The organism is Faecalimonas sp., assembly GCA_029264305.1.
In the GTDB taxonomy this organism is placed as follows: Bacteria; Bacillota; Clostridia; order Lachnospirales; family Lachnospiraceae; genus Faecalimonas.
Genome location: JARICA010000018.1, coordinates 21,501 through 40,244 on the forward strand (window position 1 = coordinate 21,501; position 18,744 = coordinate 40,244).

General features: G+C 32.9%; 20 protein-coding genes. All 20 read left to right on the forward strand.

Going from position 1 to position 18,744, the window contains the following annotated elements; all coding sequences use genetic code 11:
- The first annotated feature begins 196 nt into the window (after nt 1-196).
- The 20 genes from ACY2U7_RS05610 (at nt 197) to mutL (ending at nt 18,743) form a co-directional block, all read left to right on the forward strand.
- Nucleotides 197-622 (forward strand): hypothetical protein, encoded by a 426-nt coding sequence (locus ACY2U7_RS05610; RefSeq protein WP_461816037.1) that lies wholly within the window; start codon nt 197-199, stop codon nt 620-622.
- Nucleotides 623-791: 169 nt separating this feature from the next.
- Nucleotides 792-998, forward strand: a complete 207-nt coding sequence (locus ACY2U7_RS05615; protein ID WP_071143948.1) for an excisionase — start codon at nt 792-794, stop codon at nt 996-998.
- A gap of 80 nt (nt 999-1,078) precedes the next feature.
- Nucleotides 1,079-2,317 (forward strand): site-specific integrase, encoded by a 1,239-nt coding sequence (locus ACY2U7_RS05620; RefSeq protein ID WP_378961566.1) that lies wholly within the window; start codon nt 1,079-1,081, stop codon nt 2,315-2,317.
- A gap of 166 nt (nt 2,318-2,483) precedes the next feature.
- Nucleotides 2,484-2,957, forward strand: coding sequence for a low molecular weight protein-tyrosine-phosphatase (locus ACY2U7_RS05625; RefSeq protein ID WP_461816038.1), 474 nt, complete (start codon nt 2,484-2,486; stop codon nt 2,955-2,957).
- A 62-nt stretch (nt 2,958-3,019) separates the two neighbouring features.
- Nucleotides 3,020-4,330, forward strand: a complete 1,311-nt coding sequence (locus ACY2U7_RS05630; RefSeq protein WP_461812724.1) for an MATE family efflux transporter — start codon at nt 3,020-3,022, stop codon at nt 4,328-4,330.
- 79 nt (nt 4,331-4,409) lie between these two features.
- Nucleotides 4,410-5,111, forward strand: a complete 702-nt coding sequence (locus tag ACY2U7_RS05635) for a transglycosylase domain-containing protein (RefSeq protein ID WP_461812725.1) — start codon at nt 4,410-4,412, stop codon at nt 5,109-5,111.
- 51 nt (nt 5,112-5,162) lie between these two features.
- A complete protein-coding gene (gene yqfC / locus ACY2U7_RS05640) occupies nt 5,163-5,432 on the forward strand; it encodes a sporulation protein YqfC (RefSeq protein WP_461816039.1) in 270 nt (89 codons plus the stop codon).
- A gap of 13 nt (nt 5,433-5,445) precedes the next feature.
- Entirely contained in the window at nt 5,446-6,681 is a 1,236-nt protein-coding gene (locus ACY2U7_RS05645; protein WP_461816040.1) for a sporulation protein YqfD, read from the forward strand.
- Nucleotides 6,682-7,668 carry a PhoH family protein gene (locus ACY2U7_RS05650; RefSeq protein WP_461812727.1) on the forward strand — a complete coding sequence of 329 codons (987 nt, stop codon included), beginning with the start codon at nt 6,682-6,684 and terminating at the stop codon, nt 7,666-7,668.
- Nucleotides 7,668-8,162, forward strand: coding sequence for an rRNA maturation RNase YbeY (gene ybeY / locus ACY2U7_RS05655; protein ID WP_461812728.1), 495 nt, complete (start codon nt 7,668-7,670; stop codon nt 8,160-8,162). Before ACY2U7_RS05650 ends, ybeY begins: the two co-directional genes overlap by 1 nt.
- Before the next feature lie 19 nt (nt 8,163-8,181).
- Nucleotides 8,182-9,849: a putative polysaccharide biosynthesis protein gene (locus ACY2U7_RS05660; protein WP_461812729.1), complete on the forward strand. Its 1,668-nt coding sequence runs from the start codon at nt 8,182-8,184 to the stop codon at nt 9,847-9,849.
- Complete coding sequence (locus ACY2U7_RS05665) at nt 9,850-10,668, forward strand: pyridoxamine kinase (RefSeq protein WP_461812730.1); 819 nt, start codon at nt 9,850-9,852, stop codon at nt 10,666-10,668.
- Between the two features lie 46 nt (nt 10,669-10,714).
- The gene (locus tag ACY2U7_RS05670) at nt 10,715-11,068 is read left to right on the forward strand and encodes a hypothetical protein (RefSeq protein WP_461812731.1); all 354 of its coding nucleotides are present in this window, start codon (nt 10,715-10,717) and stop codon (nt 11,066-11,068) included.
- A 24-nt stretch (nt 11,069-11,092) separates the two neighbouring features.
- On the forward strand, nt 11,093-11,314 hold the full coding sequence (locus ACY2U7_RS05675) for a DUF896 domain-containing protein (protein WP_461812732.1): 222 nt from the start codon (nt 11,093-11,095) through the stop codon (nt 11,312-11,314).
- Nucleotides 11,292-11,843: a 5-formyltetrahydrofolate cyclo-ligase gene (locus ACY2U7_RS05680; RefSeq protein WP_461812733.1), complete on the forward strand. Its 552-nt coding sequence runs from the start codon at nt 11,292-11,294 to the stop codon at nt 11,841-11,843. The genes ACY2U7_RS05675 and ACY2U7_RS05680 overlap by 23 nt, the downstream gene beginning before the upstream one ends.
- The gene (locus ACY2U7_RS05685; protein WP_461812734.1) at nt 11,840-12,019 is read left to right on the forward strand and encodes a DUF4250 domain-containing protein; all 180 of its coding nucleotides are present in this window, start codon (nt 11,840-11,842) and stop codon (nt 12,017-12,019) included. Before ACY2U7_RS05680 ends, ACY2U7_RS05685 begins: the two co-directional genes overlap by 4 nt.
- An 83-nt stretch (nt 12,020-12,102) precedes the next feature.
- Nucleotides 12,103-13,560 carry a tRNA (N6-isopentenyl adenosine(37)-C2)-methylthiotransferase MiaB gene (miaB, locus tag ACY2U7_RS05690; RefSeq protein ID WP_461812735.1) on the forward strand — a complete coding sequence of 486 codons (1,458 nt, stop codon included), beginning with the start codon at nt 12,103-12,105 and terminating at the stop codon, nt 13,558-13,560.
- Nucleotides 13,561-13,646: 86 nt separating this feature from the next.
- Nucleotides 13,647-14,063: a putative ABC transporter permease gene (locus ACY2U7_RS05695; RefSeq protein ID WP_461812736.1), complete on the forward strand. Its 417-nt coding sequence runs from the start codon at nt 13,647-13,649 to the stop codon at nt 14,061-14,063.
- 99 nt (nt 14,064-14,162) lie between these two features.
- The gene (gene mutS / locus ACY2U7_RS05700; protein ID WP_461812737.1) at nt 14,163-16,808 is read left to right on the forward strand and encodes a DNA mismatch repair protein MutS; all 2,646 of its coding nucleotides are present in this window, start codon (nt 14,163-14,165) and stop codon (nt 16,806-16,808) included.
- A gap of 18 nt (nt 16,809-16,826) precedes the next feature.
- A complete protein-coding gene (gene mutL, locus ACY2U7_RS05705; RefSeq protein ID WP_461812738.1) occupies nt 16,827-18,743 on the forward strand; it encodes a DNA mismatch repair endonuclease MutL in 1,917 nt (638 codons plus the stop codon).
- Nucleotide 18,744: the final 1 nt, after the last annotated feature.

Here is an 18,744-nt window from a genome sequence, read left to right on the forward strand (position 1 = left end):
TACGACGGGTATCCTACTGAAAGTCCGACCTTGTATCAGTTATGATTGGTATGCTGGGAGAGCAGCATACTAAAAATGAATAAAGAATAGTTTTAGCCATGTGCCCTTAATTGGGTGCAGGGCTATTTTTATGCCCTTTTTTACTTTCTGGTGTGCTGACTCTTCCGGACAAAAAACGGAAGTGAGGAAAACACACATGAATTACAAGTACGAAATGGCATGCAAAGAAGCAGGAATGAGAGAGGAGGATATCCAGGCATTACGTAGAGAGTTTGACGCTGATTACAAACGTCTTAGCAGAGAAAATAAGAGAAAAGATAAGCTAGGCTTTTCTTCAGTATCTTTATCCATTATTGCAAGTGATGGCGATGGTTTTGACTGTGAGATTGCAGATCCAAGAGCAAATATTGAAGAAGATTTCATCCATAATTGGGAGCTTCAGCGTTTAGGAGAACTGATGTCAGAGCTTGATCCAGTGGACAAAGAGTTCTTATATGATTGTTTCTCTGGAGAAAAGGATTTGGAGAAACGTATCTGTGAGAAGTATGGTCTTCAACGTAATCAGATGCAGTACAAGAGAAAGAAACTTTTAGAGCAGCTTCGCCAGGGATTTGAGGAGTAATAAGAAATTATAAAAAGATTTAAAAAGTTATTCAGCAAATGGCAGAAAGCTGTCCACATCTAAATAGTGAGAGGGGAATTCTCTCAGATGATTACCAGACCATATGCAATGTGTGGGATTGTGTATGGTCTGGATAAGTTAACTACATAAAGATGGAGGATAGCACAGTATGGAAAATATTTATGAAATTCCAATTTGGAAGAAATATACATTGTCAGTTGAGGAAGCTGCAGTGTATTTCCGTATTGGAGAAAATAAACTGAGAAGTTTAATTAACGAAAATAAATCAGCGGACTATCTGCTCTGGAATGGTAGCAGAGCTTTGATTAAAAGAGAAAAATTCGAGCGATTTGTTGATGAATTGGAAACCATCTAGGGAAAATTTTAGTACAACTTAGGGTCTGGTCGTGATATACTAACAGTATGAACGAGTCATGGCTCTTGGAAAGGAGCAATATGAGCGAAAAGAGACGTGACAATAAAAAGCGACTTCTTTGGGAAGGAGAAGTTCAGGAACAAAATGGAAGATACAAATATCGTTATACAGATTCCAATGGAAAGAGAAAATCTGTTTATAGTTGGAGATTAACCAGTACAGATCCATTTCCTGCAGGTAAAAAACCAGATTTATCATTGCGAGAAAAAGAACAGATTATTCAGAAGGAAGTATTGAATGGTGTGTGCAGTAATGATATGACAGTAATGGAATTGGTAGATCGATATCTTAGCTTAAAGAGAGGCGTGCGCCATAACACTGCAGCAAATTATAATTTTGTTCGAAATGTTTTGGCGAAAGAAGAATTCAGTGCAAAACGAATTGATAAGGTAAAACTATCAGATGCTAAACTGTTTTTGATTAAACTTCAGGAAAAGGATGGCAGGGGATATAGTTCTATCCATTCAATCAGAGGCGTTCTTAGACCGGCTTTTCAGATGGCTGTGGATGATGATTTGCTTCTTAGAAATCCTTTTGAGTTTCAGTTAGCTACAGTTGTTGTGAATGACTCTGTTACAAGGGAAGCTATTACACAGGAACAGGAAAGGAAATTTCTAAAGTTTATTAAAGAAGATAGTCATTATAATAAGTATTATGATGGAATGTTTCTTTTGTTTAAAACTGGACTTCGAGTAAGTGAGTTTTGTGGTTTGACAGTACATGATATTGATTTTGAAAATAACATGCTTCATATTACTCATCAGTTACAGAGAAAACGCGATATGCAATATAGTATTGAGGAGACAAAGACAACTTCTGGTACAAGAGATATTCCGATGACAGAAGAGGTTAGAGAGTGTCTTGAGAGAATAGTTGCGAATCGTAAGCATCCTAAGGTAGAGCCAATCATTGATGGTTATACAGGGTTTTTATTCTACGATAAAAACAACAGACCTATGGTGGCGTTGCATTGGGAGAAGTATTTTCATTATGCAATTGGAAGATATAACAGAACCTATAGAGTGCAGTTACCAAAGATTACACCTCATATCTGCAGACATACCTATTGCAGTAATATGGCAAGGGCTGGAATGAATCCAAAGACTTTACAGTATTTAATGGGGCATAGTGATATTGGTGTAACGATGAACACTTACACACATCTTGGAGCTACAGATGCAAGAGCCGAATTAGAGAGATTACATTTAGCTGGTACATCAGACAGACATAAATCTCGCAAGATTGTAGGCTTGAACTGATAAAAAAGTGCTGGTCTACGAATTTTAAAAATAGACCAATTTGTAGACCAATAGACCAAAGAAATATAAGAAAATATAAGAATTTATAAGAAATTAGGAAAAGAACAGAAATCCCAAAAAGCCCGTAAATAAAGGGTTTTAAGAAGATTTAAGGAGATATAAGAAGATGATAAAAGTATTATTCATCTGCCACGGCAATATTTGTCGTTCGACAATGGCGGAATACGTAATGAAAGATTTAGTGGAAAAATCAAACTTAGCAGAAGAGTTTTACATTGATTCTGCTGCCACAAGTCGTGAAGAGATTGGTAATCCAGTCCATCATGGCACACAACAGAAATTAAAAGAAAAAGGAATTTTTTGTGGGGATCACCGTGCGAGGCAAGTTACAAAAAAAGAATACGAAGAATACGACTATATTTTAGGTATGGATTCTTGGAATATGAAAAATATGATGAAAATTTTTGGAAATGATGCAGATAATAAAATCCACAAATTACTAGACTTTTCATCGTCACCAAGAGATATAGCTGACCCTTGGTACACAGGAAATTTTGAAATCACATATAATGATGTCTCTGAAGGCTGCCAAGAGCTTTTAAACTATATATTAGAGAAAGGGCAAGTGACTCGAAATTAGAGGTTTGAGTACAGTTAGATAAAATGAAAACAAAAAATATAGATTTAACAAAAGGAAGTGAAATGAAATCAATTGTATTATTTTCACTCCCCCTGATTGCAGGAAATCTATTTCAACAACTTTACAATTTGGTCGATACTCTTATTGTAGGAAAATATGTCGGGGCGAATGCGCTGGCAGCTGTAGGATCTTCTTATATGACAATGACTTTTTTAACATCTATTATCATTGGTCTTTGTATGGGAAGTAGTGTTGTTTTTTCGTATTTTTATAGTGCAAAAGATACAGAACAGTTATCACAAAGTTTTTTTCAATCTTTTCTATTCATTCTTGGAATTACCATTTTGATTAATGGAATAAGTTTTTGGTTTGTCGATGAAATTTTGCAACTTTTAAACATTGAGGAAAGTATTTTTTCGATGACAAAAGAGTATCTATTGATTATTTTTGCAGGTATGTTTTTTGTCTTTTTGTATAATTATTTTGCAGCAGTTTTAAGGAGTATGGGAAATTCATTTATTCCTCTTGTATTTCTTATTATTGCATCTTTTTTAAACATCATATTAGATTATTTATTTGTAGTACCGTTTCAGATGGGAGTACAAGGGGCAGGATATGCAACAATTATAGCCCAAATTGTTTCTGCGATAGGAATTACAATATATACATTAAAGCATGTTCCTGAAATGAAGTTTCGTAAGGAAATGTTTGTTATAAAGAAAAATCTATTTAAAAAGATAATAGATCAATCTGCAATGACAAGTGTTCAACAATCTATTATGAATTTAGGCATTTTGATGGTGCAAGGATTGGTGAATAGTTTTGGTATTACTGTTATGGCTGGATTTGCGATTGCAGTTAAAATTGATAGTTTTGCTTATATGCCTGTGCAAGATTTTGGAAATGGATTTTCAACCTATGTGGCACAAAATAGAGGTGCTGGGAAAATGGAGCGTATTAGTACAGGAACAAAGTCTGCGATAAAATTAATTTTAATCAGTTGTCTTTTTATTTCTACATTTGTTTTTATTTTTGCAACACAGTTGATGGGATGTTTTGTTTCGGCTGAAAATGTAGAAGTAATTAAGGAAGGGGTTCGTTATATTCATATTGTTAGTCCGTTTTATTTTATGATTGGATTCTTATTTATGTTCTATGGATTATACAGAGGACTAGGGAAGCCGGAAATGTCTATTATACTGACAATTCTTTCTCTTGGAACACGAGTTATTCTTGCTTACGTTTTGTCTAGTGTAAAGGGGATAGATGTTATTGGAATTTGGTGGGCTATTCCAATTGGTTGGATTTTAGCAGATTTGGTAGGATTTATTTATTATAAAAAATATAAAAATACAATTCTTATAAAAAATTAAGATTATCCTAAAGCATTTTTACATTTTTTTTGATAGAATGTTTCTAAGTGAGATGTTTTACTCAAAAGGAGAAATATTTATGCGTACAGTAAGAAAAATCATAAAAAGTATTCTTATTTGCACCATTATAGTAGTCATTGGGAGCAGTTCTTATTTGATTTATAGTGGGTATTCTATGTACAAAGATGTTGTACAAACAGTGAGTGTTGATGATAAGGTGGCAGAAATTCGGAGCAAGAAACAGTACACTCCTGTGAATGAATTACCACAAATTTATAAGGATGCTATTATTTCGGTCGAAGATCATAGATTCTATTCTCATCCAGGTATTGATCTATTAGCAACAGCAAGGGCGGCTCTTCACGATATTCAGGCAATGTCTCTAGTAGAAGGCGGAAGTACGATTACCCAGCAGTTAGCTAAAAATCTTTATTTCACACAGGAGAAGAAATTTGTTCGTAAAGTGGCAGAAGTATTTGTAGCAATAGAAATGGAGAAAAAATATACAAAAGATGAAATATTGGAGTTATATGTAAATTCAATATATTTTGGAAATAATTGCTATTGTGTAAAAGATGCTAGTTTGACGTATTTTGGAAAACTTCCAAAAGATATGACAAACTATGAAGCTACTTTGTTGGCAGGAATTCCAAATGCACCGTCTGTATATTCCCTTGATGTAAATCCAACCTTGGCGAAACAGCGTCAACGTCAAGTTATTCAGAAAATGATTGAATTTGGATATTTAACGCAAAAAGAAGCGAATCGAATTATTCAGTAATAAATTTTTCTGATATACATATATTACTATAAATCTATATATGTGGAATTTATGATGAAAGAGTCTTTGAAAAAGAAAATGACTTTTGCGACAAATCTTCCCAAGGATGTTATACTTGGCGTTCCGATTATAACAATGACAGGTCAATTAGAAGTTTATGTTGAGAATTATAAAGGAATTTTAGAATATACGGATACAATGATACGTATCCGTAGCAAAATTGGGCAGATAAAAGTCATAGGCAAAAATATGCAAATCGAATATTATACCAATGATGAAATGAAAATAATAGGTCATATCAAAACGATTGAATATGCTTAAAGGAGGCAAATGTGTGCTACTTTCTATCATTCGATATATAAAAGGGTATTTGCGAATAAAAATTGTTGGTTATTCCCCAGAACGATTTTTAAATTTATGTCGTCATCATCATATTTATTTGTGGGGATTAACTCCGTGTATGCACGATTATGTAATGTTTATTAGTATAAGCGGCTTTAGAAAATTGAAACCTATTTTAAAGAAAACGAAGACAAAAGTTGTGATTTTAAATCGATATGGTCTTCCTTTTTTTTTACATAAATATAGAAAACGAAAAGTTTTTTTCATTGGGGCAGTAGGATGTATTTTATCTATATATTTCTTTTCTACGATGATATGGAACATTCATATAGAAGGGAACTATTCACAAACAGATGAAATGATTTTGGAATTTTTAGAGACAAATCATGTATATCATGGGATGCCAAAGTCAAAACTGAATTGTGAGAGAATTGCAAAAGATATTCGAAAAGAATTTGATGATATTATATGGGTGTCTGTCTCTATACAAGGAAGTCGTTTGATGATTCAAGTGAAAGAAAATTCAGATACCATTTCACAACAGAAAGGTAAAGAGAAAAAAGTCACAGATTTAGTTGCTTCGGAGGATGGAGAAATTGTAGAAATGATTACTCGTTCAGGGGAACCTCTTGTTTCTAAAGGAGATCGGGTGAAAAAGGGTACGATTCTTGTTAGAGGAAGGGTTTCAATTAAAAATGATGCAAAAGAAGTTGTCGAGTATCGTTATCAATCTGCTGATGCAGATGTACGATTAAAAATATCCGTTCCGTATCAATCGGAAATTCCTATAGAGTATATGAAAAAAAAGTATACAGGTAAAGAAAGAAAACAAATTTTTTTCAGGGTGGGAAAATATTCGTTTGATTTTGGCCTTTTACAGAATAAATTTAAGCATAAAGAAGTTTATTCAAACGAAAAAAAATTAAAACTTGGAGAACATTTTTATTTTCCCATAACATATGGAAAAAAGAATATAAAAGAATATGTATTGCAGAAGAAAAAAAGAAACGATAAAGAAATTCGGAAAATGCTAAGTAAAAATTTTCAAAACTTCTGTAAAGATTTGGAAGAAAAGGGGGTAGAAATAATTGAAAAAGATGTTAAAATATACAAAGGGTCAAAAACAGCTAAAGTATATGGTAAACTGATTTTGATTAAATCTGAGAACATGAGAAAAGATACAACTATCGTTCAGATAAAAGAAAAGGAATCAAAAGGAGTTGATTAAATGGGACTACTCGAAAAAAGTATAGAAGTTTCCGCAGAGCATGAGAAAAATGTCTTTGGAGAATTTGATAAATTTGCAAAAAAGATTGAGCGTACCTTACATGTAACATTGATTGCAAGAAACGGAGAAGTGAAAATATTAGGAGAAGCATCTTATGTTGAAAAGGCAGAAAATGTTCTTTTTCAATTGCTCGAATTGTCAAAACGGGGAAACGTTATTCAAGAGCAAAATGTAGATTATGCTCTTTCTCTTGCTTTTGAAGATAATAGGGATGGACTTTTACAAATTGATAAAGAAATTATTTGTCATACATTGCAAGGGAAACCGATTAAACCTAAAACGTTAGGCCAGAAAAAGTATGTAGATGCAATTAAAAAGCAGATGATTACGTTTGGTCTTGGTCCGGCAGGAACAGGGAAAACATATTTGGCAATGGCTATGGCAATTACCGCATTTAAAAATAATGAAGTTGGGCGTATTATTTTAACTCGTCCAGCAATTGAGGCAGGAGAAAAACTGGGATTTTTGCCTGGTGATTTACAGAGTAAAATCGATCCTTATTTACGACCACTATATGATGCTTTATATCAGATTATGGGGGCAGAATCATTTATTAAAAATTCAGAAAAAGGGCTGATTGAAGTTGCTCCACTTGCTTACATGAGAGGTAGAACACTTGACAATGCGTTTATCATTTTAGATGAAGCACAAAATACAACACCTGCTCAAATGAAAATGTTTTTAACAAGAATTGGTTTTGGATCCAAAGTTGTTGTGACAGGAGATGCTACACAGAAAGATTTGCCTTCTGGAACAACTTCCGGATTAGATATTGCAAGGAAAGTCTTGAAAAATATAGACGATATTTCTATTTGCAATTTGACAAGTAAAGATGTTGTAAGACATCCATTGGTTCAAAAAATTGTCAAAGCATATGAGGAATTTGAGAAGAAAAAAACATCTACACAAGAAAAAAGGAGAAAATAATGACAGTATATTTTGAAGAGGAAGGCGAACTGAAACTAGAACTGGATTGTAAGGAAATTGCAAATACAGTTGTGGAAGGCGTATTAGATTACGAGAATTGTCCTTATGAAGCAGAAGTGAATTTACTTTTGACAATGAATAAGGAGATTCAAGAGATGAATGCAGAGTTTAGACAAATAGATAAAGCAACAGATGTGTTATCTTTTCCGATGATTGATTTTGAAACAATTGGAGATTTTGATTTTTTGGAGGAAGATGATAGTTATTTTAATTGTGATACAGGAGAAATGATGCTTGGTGATATTGTTATTTCAAAAGAAAAAGTGATTGCACAAGCAGAAGAATACGGACATACAATAAAAAGAGAATATGCTTTTCTAATTGCACATAGTATGTTACACTTACTTGGTTATGATCACATGGAAGAACAAGAACGTTTGGAAATGGAAAAGAAACAAAAGGAAATTTTAGAACAATTAGGAATAACACGATAACTTAAGTGAGGTATAATACATGGAAACAAAAGGGAAAAAAAATGAGGGAGCATTTCTTGTTCAAGGGATGATTTTAGCCTTTGCTGGAATTATTACGAAAATCATAGGGGTTATTTATCGAATTCCGCTCATTAATATTATGGGGGATCAAGGGCAGGCATATTATGGCATTGCCTTTGAGATTTATTCATTAGCGCTTCTTTTGACTTCATATAGTCTTCCGCTAGCCGTTTCAAAATTGGTATCGGCAAGGGTGTCAAAAGGCGAAAGAAGAAATGCTTTTAAAGTATTTAAATCAGCACTTGTTTTTGGTTTAGTGTCTGGATCTGTAGTTGGTTTAATTGTGTTTTTTGGAGCAGATTTTATTGCCACAAAGATTATGGCAATGGGACCAAGTCAATATGCACTTAGAGTTCTTGCACCTTGTCTTCTTGTGGTAGCGATTATGGGTGTTGTAAGAGGATACTTCCAAGGATTAGGAACAATGATTCCTACTGCTGTATCACAAATTTTAGAGCAAATAGTTAATGCAATTGTTAGTGTTGTAGGTGCAAGTTATTTATTTGAATTTGGAAAAAAGGTTGTTGAAGCAAACGGAAAAGGAAATTTAGGGCCGGCTTATTCGGCAGCAGGTGGTACGCTTGGTACATTTATTGGGGCAGTTTTTGGATTATTGTTTTTACTTTTTGTTTTATTTGTTTATAGAAAAGTTATAAAGAAACAATTAAGACGTGATCATACAACATATCAAGAAGAATACGGAACAATTTTTCCTATTCTATTAATGACAATACTTCCAGTAATTTTAAGTACGGCAGTATATCAGAGTACAAAAATTTTGGATGCGGGCATCTTTAGTAATGTAATGTCTGCGCAAGGAATGACAAAGGAAAAATATGAAACGTTGTGGGGAATGTATACAGGGAAATTCAACACGCTTGTTAATGTACCACTTGCGATAGCGAATGCTATAGGTGTATCAGTTATTCCAAGTTTGACTGCTGCTATGACTTTAGGAGATAAGAGATTGGTTCATAGTAAAATTCATTTAGCAACACGTTTTTCCATGCTTATATCTATTCCAAGTACAATCGGATATATGGTATTGGCTAAGCCAATTATGAATTTATTATTTAATGGGAATAATTCAACGCCAGCTCTTTTATTAATAACAGGCGCAATAACCATAGCATTTTATTCATTATCAACAATAACAAATGCTATGTTACAGGGGATTGATCGTATGACGACTCCGATTAAAAATGCAACAATTTCCCTTGTGATTCATTTGATTTCACTTTTTATCATGCTTGTTGTATTTAAAATGAATATTTTTGCAGTTATAGGAAGTACAATTGTATTTTCACTTAGTATGTGTATTTTAAATGGTCACGCTTTAAAAAAGGCAATTGGTTATCATCAAGAATATTATAAAACATTTATTCTTCCATTAATTGCATCAATTATCATGGGATTGGTTGCATTTATTATTCAAGTAGGATTTTCGAATATTATGCCAGAAAAAGTAGCGACGATTATTTCTGTATGTGTAGCAATAGTAGTATATTCTTTAGCGCTTCTTTTACTTGGAGGACTTACAGAAAATGAAATTCTTTCCATGCCAAAAGGAAGAAAAATAGCAAAATTATTGAGAAAATTTCATCTTTTAAGAGAAGAGGAAGTGTAAATGAAACCAGTAAAAAAAGTAGTATTACTTCATGATATATGTACTGTAGGTAAAGCGGGAGCTATGAATATGATTCCTATTTTACATACAATGGGAATAGAAGTTTGTCTAATTCCCACCATGTTATTATCTACACATACAGGAGGATATGGAGAACCGGCGATCTGTCCGATTTCTCCAGATTACTTGAGGCAATGTGCAAAACATTATAAAAGTCAGAATGTGAAATTTGATGTTATTTTTGTAGGATATCTAGGAAATTCAGATATGATAAATGGTGTGTTAGATTTTATTGAAGAGTTTCCAGAAGCGAGAATTGTGACAGATACAATTATGGGAGATAATGGAAAGTTTTACAGAAACTTTGATCTTAGTTATTTACAAGCATTAAAGGCACTACTACCTATTTCCGATTTGATTTTGCCTAATTACACAGAGGCTTGCTTTCTTTCTGAAATGGAATATAAAGAAAATCCGAGTTTAGATTATTTAAATAAAATATGTGAGAGATTAGCACAATTTGGTGCTAAAGATATGGTGATTACAAGCGTAGCTTCTGGAGAAAAAATAGGGATTTTATACAGTGAGAATGGAAGAAAGGATTGTTTATTTCTTGAATGTGAGTTAAATAACATACATGGAACAGGGGATGTGTTCGATGGAGTTGTTTTAGGAAATTATATGAGAAATATAGCGTTGAAAGAAAATATTATACAAGCGCATCAATTTGTGAAAGCTTGTATTTCGGAAACATATCAACATTCTTACGATAAGCGAGAAGGAATTCTTTTAGAAAAAATGCTTCCACTACTTGTATAGATTATGAATGATAAGTGAATACTGTAAATAAAAAAGGGGTTGTCCTATGAAAAAAAAATACAGTATTCATTTTCTAGTTGCAACATTTATTTGTTTGTTGGCACTAACAATAGCGTATCAAATGAGCTATCATCATGCAAAAATGAGATTGAAGCAAGAAGTACAAAAAGAACATACTTCTGTAACAACAGACGGAGAAGCATTTCGATCAGATACGTATTATCTGCAAGAATTAAATGGCTTCATTGCTGTATATCAAAGCGATAAAAAAACTATATTTGAATATACAAATATTCGTATGGAAGAACTTCCAAAAGAGTTAGTCAAAGAAATTAAAGAAGGAAAAAAACTTCCAAATCTTGAGGCTGTATATGGTTTTTTGGAAAATTATTCTAGTTAATCAAAAGAAAAGAGGATAAAAGAAATGTTAGAAGAAAAAATTGAGAGAATTAATGAGTTGTATAGAAAATCAAAAGCAGAAGGATTGACAAAAGAAGAACTACAAGAGCAAAAAGTATTAAGAGCAGAATATATTGACGCCTTCAAAAGAAACCTTCGTGGTCAATTAAACAATATTTCTATTCAGGAAAAAGATGGAACAATTACAAATTTGGGAGAAAAATTTGGAAACAAAAAAACAAATTAGAAAAGAAAATTTAAGAAGAAGAGAATTGCTTTCAAAAGAAGAGTGGGAAAGAAGAAGTGAGCTTTTGATGGCATTTCTTCTTGAACAACCGATATATCAAGAAAGCCAAACAATTTATTGCTATGTGTCCTATCACGGTGAAGTGGACACATGGCGTTTTATTATGTATAGCTTAAAAAAAGGAAAACGGATAGCCGTCCCAAAAGTGCGTGGAAATGAAATGAAATTTTATTATATTCAGGATGTGAGAGAACTCAAAGAAGGATATAGAGGAATCTTTGAACCACCAGAAACAAATGTGGAAGCAACAGAAGAAAATGCTCTGTTGCTTATGCCGGTAGTTGCTTTTGATCGAAAAAAACATCGTCTTGGATATGGTGGAGGATTTTATGATAGATATCTTGAAAAACATCCAAATCATTTTAAAATTGGAATTGGGTTTTCATTTCAAGAAAGAAAACATATTCCTGTAGAAAAACACGACATAAACCTAGATAAAATATGGACAGATGAAGGAGAAATACTATGACAAATTTACCAAAGGATGCAATTCTTTTATTGAGTGTTGTTAATACAAAATTGAGAGATTATTATAAAAGTCTAGATGCTTTGTGTGAAGATATGAATGCAGATAAAAAAGATATTATATGCAAACTTGAAAGTGTAGGATATGAATATGATGAGGGAAAAAATCAGTTTATATAGGGTATTGTATTCTTGCAAAAGTATTTTCGATATCGTATAATTGTAGCGTTATAGACCACTTTTGATAAAAGAAAGGAAAATATATGTTAAAAGATTTAGAGAAGATGATAAATGAAATTGATTTGGAGAAAGAAGCACCTGTTCTTGAACCAGATAGACAATATTATTATATAGCAAAAGCAAAAAAATATGTTTCTGCACAAGCAGAAAAATTAGGACGTTCTCTTACTTTTTGTGTGACAACATTTGGATGTCAAATGAATGCAAGAGATTCTGAAAAATTAGTTGGTATTTTAGAACAAATTGGTTATGTAGAGGAAACAGACGAGGAAAAGGCAGATTTTATTATATATAATACATGTACCGTTCGTGAAAATGCTAATATGCGTGTTTATGGTCGTCTTGGACAATTAAAGAGAGTGAAAAAAGAGAATCCACATATGATGATTGGACTTTGTGGTTGTATGATGCAAGAACCTGAAGTGGTAGAGAAATTAAAGAAAAGTTATCGTTTTGTAGATTTGATTTTTGGAACCCATAATATTTATAAATTTGCAGAGTTAATTGTGACACGTTTTGAATCAGAACGTATGGTAATTGATATTTGGAAAGATACAGATAAAATTGTGGAAGATTTACCAAGTGAACGAAAATTTTCTTTTAAATCTGGCGTAAATATTATGTTTGGTTGTAATAATTTTTGCAGTTATTGTATTGTGCCGTATGTACGTGGACGTGAAAGAAGCCGTAATCCGAAAGACATTATAAGAGAAATAGAACGCCTTGTTGCAGATGGAGTTGTAGAGATTATGTTGCTTGGACAGAATGTAAATTCCTACGGCAAGAATTTAGAAACGCCAATGACATTTGCTCAATTATTACAAGAAGTGGAGAAAATTGAAGGTCTTCAAAGAATTCGTTTTATGACATCACATCCAAAAGATTTGTCTGATGAATTGATCGAGGTAATGAAAAACTCGAAAAAGATTTGCAAACATTTACATTTACCTGTACAATCAGGAAGTTCAAGAATTTTACAGAAAATGAATCGCCGTTATACAAAAGAACAATATTTAGAGTTGGTAAGAAAGATTAAAGAAGCTATTCCAGATATTTCATTAACAACAGATATTATTGTTGGATTTCCTGGGGAAACAGAGGAAGATTTTTTGGAAACAATGGATATTGTAAAGCAGGTTCGTTATGATAGCGCATTTACATTTATTTATTCAAAACGTACAGGAACACCTGCTGCTGCAATGGAAGAACAGATTGAAGAAGAAGTTGTGAAAAATCGTTTTGATCGGTTGCTAAAGGAAGTACAGGAAATTTCTGCAGAAGTATGTAGTGTACATACAGGAACAACCCAGGAAGTCTTAGTAGAATCATTAAATGATCATGACGCTTCTCTTGTAACAGGAAGATTAAGCAATAATATCTTGGTACATTTCCCAGGAACAGCAGAACTTATTGGGAAAATTGTTACTGTGAATCTTGAAGAATGTAAAGGATTTTATTATATCGGTAAAATGGTAGAATAAGAAATATCTACCATCCATATTTTAAGAACATACGTCCAAACTATTTACTAGGAATAAAATAAAGTAAATAGAAAGGGCGTTTTTCTTTGAAAAAAATCAGTGAATATTTATTTATGTGGGCGTTAGGTGGAACACTTTATTATACATTTGAAGTGTTTTTTCGAGGCTTCTCTCATTGGACGATGTTTGTGTTAGGGGGCATTTGTGTGGTTTTTTGTATGTGGCAAGGACTGACAACAAGATGGAAAGATCCCTTATGGATTCAAATTTTAAGATGTACAATTTTTGTGGTTTGTGGTGAATTTATTACAGGTATTATTGTTAATAAATGGTTTAATTGGCAGGTTTGGGATTATACGGATCAACCTTTTCAACTATTTGGACAAATTTGTTTACCTTTTGCTATTATTTTTTCTGGTTTATGTGCTTTAGGGATAATAGGAGTAGGATTTTTTTTATATTGGTTTTATGGTGAGGAAAAGCCAGATTTTCATGTGCTATAGAGAACCGGAAACTTGAAAACCACTTTGAAATTTGTTATGATATGATAACGTATAAAGAAAATGGGATTATTCTCGTTAAAAATAAGGAGGAAATGTGAAATGTCTGAATTGACTCCAATGATGAAACAATATGTAGAAACCAAAAAACAGTATCAAGACTGTATTTTATTTTATAGATTGGGAGACTTTTATGAGATGTTCTTTGATGATGCAATTACCGTATCAAAAGAACTAGAACTAACATTAACAGGGAAAAATTGTGGAATGGAAGAAAGGGCACCTATGTGTGGTGTTCCATATCATGCTGTAGAAGGATATTTGACAAAACTTGTATCAAGAGGTTATAAAGTGGCTATTTGTGAACAGGTTGAAGACCCTAAAATGGCTAAAGGAATTGTAAAGCGTGAAGTAGTGCGCATTGTTACACCAGGAACAAATTTAAATACACAATCTCTAGATGAGTCAAAAAATAATTATATTATGTGTATTGTCTATATCGCAGATAGATATGGTCTTTCTGTTGCGGATGTCTCTACAGGAGATTATTTTGTGACGGAATTAGATAGTGGAAGAAAACTTTTAGATGAAATTGCTAAATTTTCACCTTCAGAAATTATATGTAATGAACCTTTTTATATGAGTGGAGTTGATATAGATGATTTGAAAAATCGTCTTGGAATAGCAGTATATTCCCTTGATGCATGGTACTTTGATGATTCTATGTGTGAGAAAGTATTGCGAGATCATTTTAAAGTGAGTTCTCTTGAAGGCTTAGGTCTTGGAGATTATAATTGTGGAGTTATAGGTGCAGGAGCACTTCTTAAATATCTTTACGAAACACAAAAAACAACCCTTTCACATTTGACAGGAATTACCAGTTATACAACAGGAAAATATATGTTACTCGATAGTTCTACAAGAAGAAATTTAGAATTATGTGAAACACTTCGTGAAAAACAAAAAAGAGGTTCACTTTTGTGGGTTTTGGACAAAACAAAAACTGCAATGGGAGCAAGAACATTAAGAAGTTATGTAGAGCAACCATTAATCAATAAAACAGATATTCTTGAACGTTTAGATGCAGTAGGCGAGTTGAAAAATAATGCTATTGCAAGAGAAGAAATTAGGGAATACCTAACTCCTGTTTATGATTTGGAGAGATTGATTAGTAAAATTACATACCAGTCAGCAAATCCAAGAGATTTGATCGCTTTTCAGAGTTCTCTTGCTATGTTGCCTTATATAAAATATATTTTATCTGATATGACAGCACCATTGTTAGTGAGACTTCATGATGAACTAGATCCATTGGTTGATTTGTGTGAACTTGTGAAAAATGCAATTAAAGAAGAACCTCCTCTTGCAATGAAAGAGGGAGGGATTATTCGTGATGGATATGATGAAGAAGTAGATAAGCTTCGTAGTGCAAAAACAGAAGGAAAAACATGGCTTGCACAATTAGAAGCAGAAGAACGTGAAAAAACAGGAATTAAAAATTTAAAAATCAAATACAACAAAGTGTTTGGTTATTATTTAGAAGTGACTAATTCTTATAAAGATCTTGTTCCTGACTATTATACAAGAAAACAAACACTTGCAAATGCAGAGAGATATATTATTCCTAAATTAAAAGAATTGGAAGATACTATTTTAGGGGCAGAAGACAAGTTGTATGCACTAGAATATGAAATTTATTGTAGAATTCGAGATCAAATTGCGACTGAGGTCGTTCGTATACAAAAAACAGCCAAGGCAATTGCAAAAATAGACGTGTTCGCTTCGTTGGGACTTGTGGCAGAAAGAAATAATTATGTACGTCCAAAGATTAATGAGAAAGGAATTATTGACATTAAAAATGGAAGGCATCCTGTAGTAGAAAAAATGATTCCAAATGATATGTTTATTGCAAATGATACTTTATTAGATGATAGAAAAAACAGACTTTCTATTATTACAGGACCAAACATGGCGGGAAAATCAACGTATATGCGTCAAACAGCACTTATTGTTCTTATGGCACAGATTGGAACATTTGTACCTGCTGAAAGTGCAAATATTGGGATTGTTGATCGAATTTTTACCCGAGTTGGAGCTTCAGATGATTTGGCATCTGGGCAAAGTACATTTATGGTAGAAATGACAGAAGTTGCAAATATCTTACGAAATGCGACAAATAAAAGTTTGCTTATTTTAGATGAGATTGGACGTGGAACAAGTACATTTGATGGCTTGAGTATTGCATGGGCGGTTGTGGAACATATTAGTAACGCAAAATTGCTTGGCGCAAAAACATTGTTTGCGACACATTATCATGAATTAACAGAATTGGAAGGTAAAATTGATAGTGTAAATAACTATTGTATTGCCGTCAAGGAAAAAGGAGACGATATTGTTTTCCTTAGAAAAATTGTAAAAGGTGGAGCAGATAAAAGCTACGGAATACAGGTTGCAAAATTAGCAGGAGTACCAGAAACTGTTATTTCAAGAGCAAAAGAAATCGTTAGCGAATTAAGTGAAGCAGATATTACAACAAGGGTAAAAGATATAAAAATACAAAATCAAGAATCAAAAACAAAGAAAAAGAAATATGATGAGGTAGATTTAGCACAAATGTCTTTGTTTGATACGGTAAAAGATGATGATGTCTTAAAAGAATTGGAAGAATTGGATATAAGTTGTATGACACCGATGGATGCGTTGAATACGATTTATCGTTTGCAGAATAAATTAAAAAACAGGTGGTAAAAGAAAAGGGGAAGAAATATGCCAAATATTCAGGTGTTGGATCAAATTACAATTGACAAAATAGCCGCAGGGGAAGTGATTGAGAGACCAGCTTCCATTGTAAAAGAATTAGTAGAAAATGCAATTGATGCAAAGGCAACCTCTGTTACTGTTGAAATACGGGAAGGTGGAATCTCTTTTATTCGAATAACAGATAATGGATGTGGAATTCCAAAAGAGGAGGTTTCACTTGCTTTTTTACGACATTCTACGAGTAAAATACGTTCTGAAAAAGACTTGGCAACAGTTACTTCACTTGGATTTAGAGGAGAAGCTCTTTCAAGTATTGCAGCAATTTCCCAAGTAGAAGTGATTACAAAGACAAAAGAGAGTGATTTTGGAGTAAAATATACAATTGAAGGTGGTGCTGAAAAAAGTCTTGAAGAGATAGGGGCACCAGAAGGGACAACATTTCTTGTAAATCAGATTTTTTATAATACGCCTGCTCGCCGCAAATTTTTAAAAACGCCTATGACAGAAGCAAGTCACGTAAATGAATTAATGATACGTCTTGCCTTATCTCATCCTGAAGTTTCTATTCAATTTATTAATAATGGACAAAGTAAATTTCATACATCAGGAAATGGAAATGTAAAAGATGTAATTTATCATGTGTTTGGTAGAGATATTGCCAATAATTTATTAGAGATTAATTACAGCGAAGAAAATTTACGGGTGAGTGGGTATATTGGAAAACCTATGATTTCTAGAGGAAATAGAAATTATGAAAATTATTATATTAATGGTAGATATGTAAAAAGTAATATTATCGCGAAAGCAATTGAGGATGGATATAAAGATTTTACGATGCAACATAGGTATCCTTTTACAGTACTTCATTTTTGGATAGATGGAAATGAAATTGATGTAAATGTACATCCAACAAAAATGGAACTTCGCTTTAGTCATCAGCAGGAAGTATATAATTTCGCTTATCGAGTAGTAAAAAAGACACTTATGGAGCCAGAATTGATTCCCCGAGTAGAATTACCCAAAACTGTTGTAGAAAAATCCATAGTAGAGAAAAAATTACCTGAAAAGCATGATGAAGCATATTTTATGAAAAAGATGAAGGAGCGAGTGGCATCGTATCATCGGCAAACTTCACAAGCTGAAGTAAAAGATACAAAAGAATTACATCGGGGGAATATGCAAATTGATAGGATTAAAGAAGCCGTTACATATAATAAAAATAAAGCGCGAGAAGAGGAGAGTGTTTCTACAATAGTAGAAACACCTAAATTAGATCTACGGGAGAAGCAAAAAATAGAACAATTAAATTTTTTTGATGAGAAGTTATTATCCAAGAAAGCATCGCAAGAATATACAGTGATTGGTCAATTGTTTGATACGTATTGGCTTGTAGAGTTCAAAGACCAATTGTATATTATTGATCAACATGCAGCACATGAGAGAGTGTTATATGAAAAAACATTACATGGTATGAAGAATAGAACATTTACTTCTCAGTATTTAAGCCCTCCAATTATTTTGAATCTTTCTATGCAGGAAAAAAATTTATTAACAGAGCATATGGAGTTATTTACAAAAATAGGATTTGAAATAGAAGATTTTGGTGGGGATGCATTCGCAGTTAGGGCGGTTCCAGATAACTTGTTTAGCATTGCAAAAAAAGAGTTGTTAATGGAAATGCTTGATCAGCTTTCTGATGAGATTACTTCTGCTGAAGCCCCTGATCTAATCGGAGAAAAAATTGCGTCTATGTCGTGTAAGGCAGCAGTAAAAGGAAATACAAAATTGTCTTCTGCAGAGGTGAATACATTGATTGGAGAACTTTTAGAATTAGAGAATCCATATCATTGTCCACATGGAAGACCAACAATTATTGCAATGACAAAACGAGAATTAGAAAAAAAATTTAAGAGGATTGTTTAGA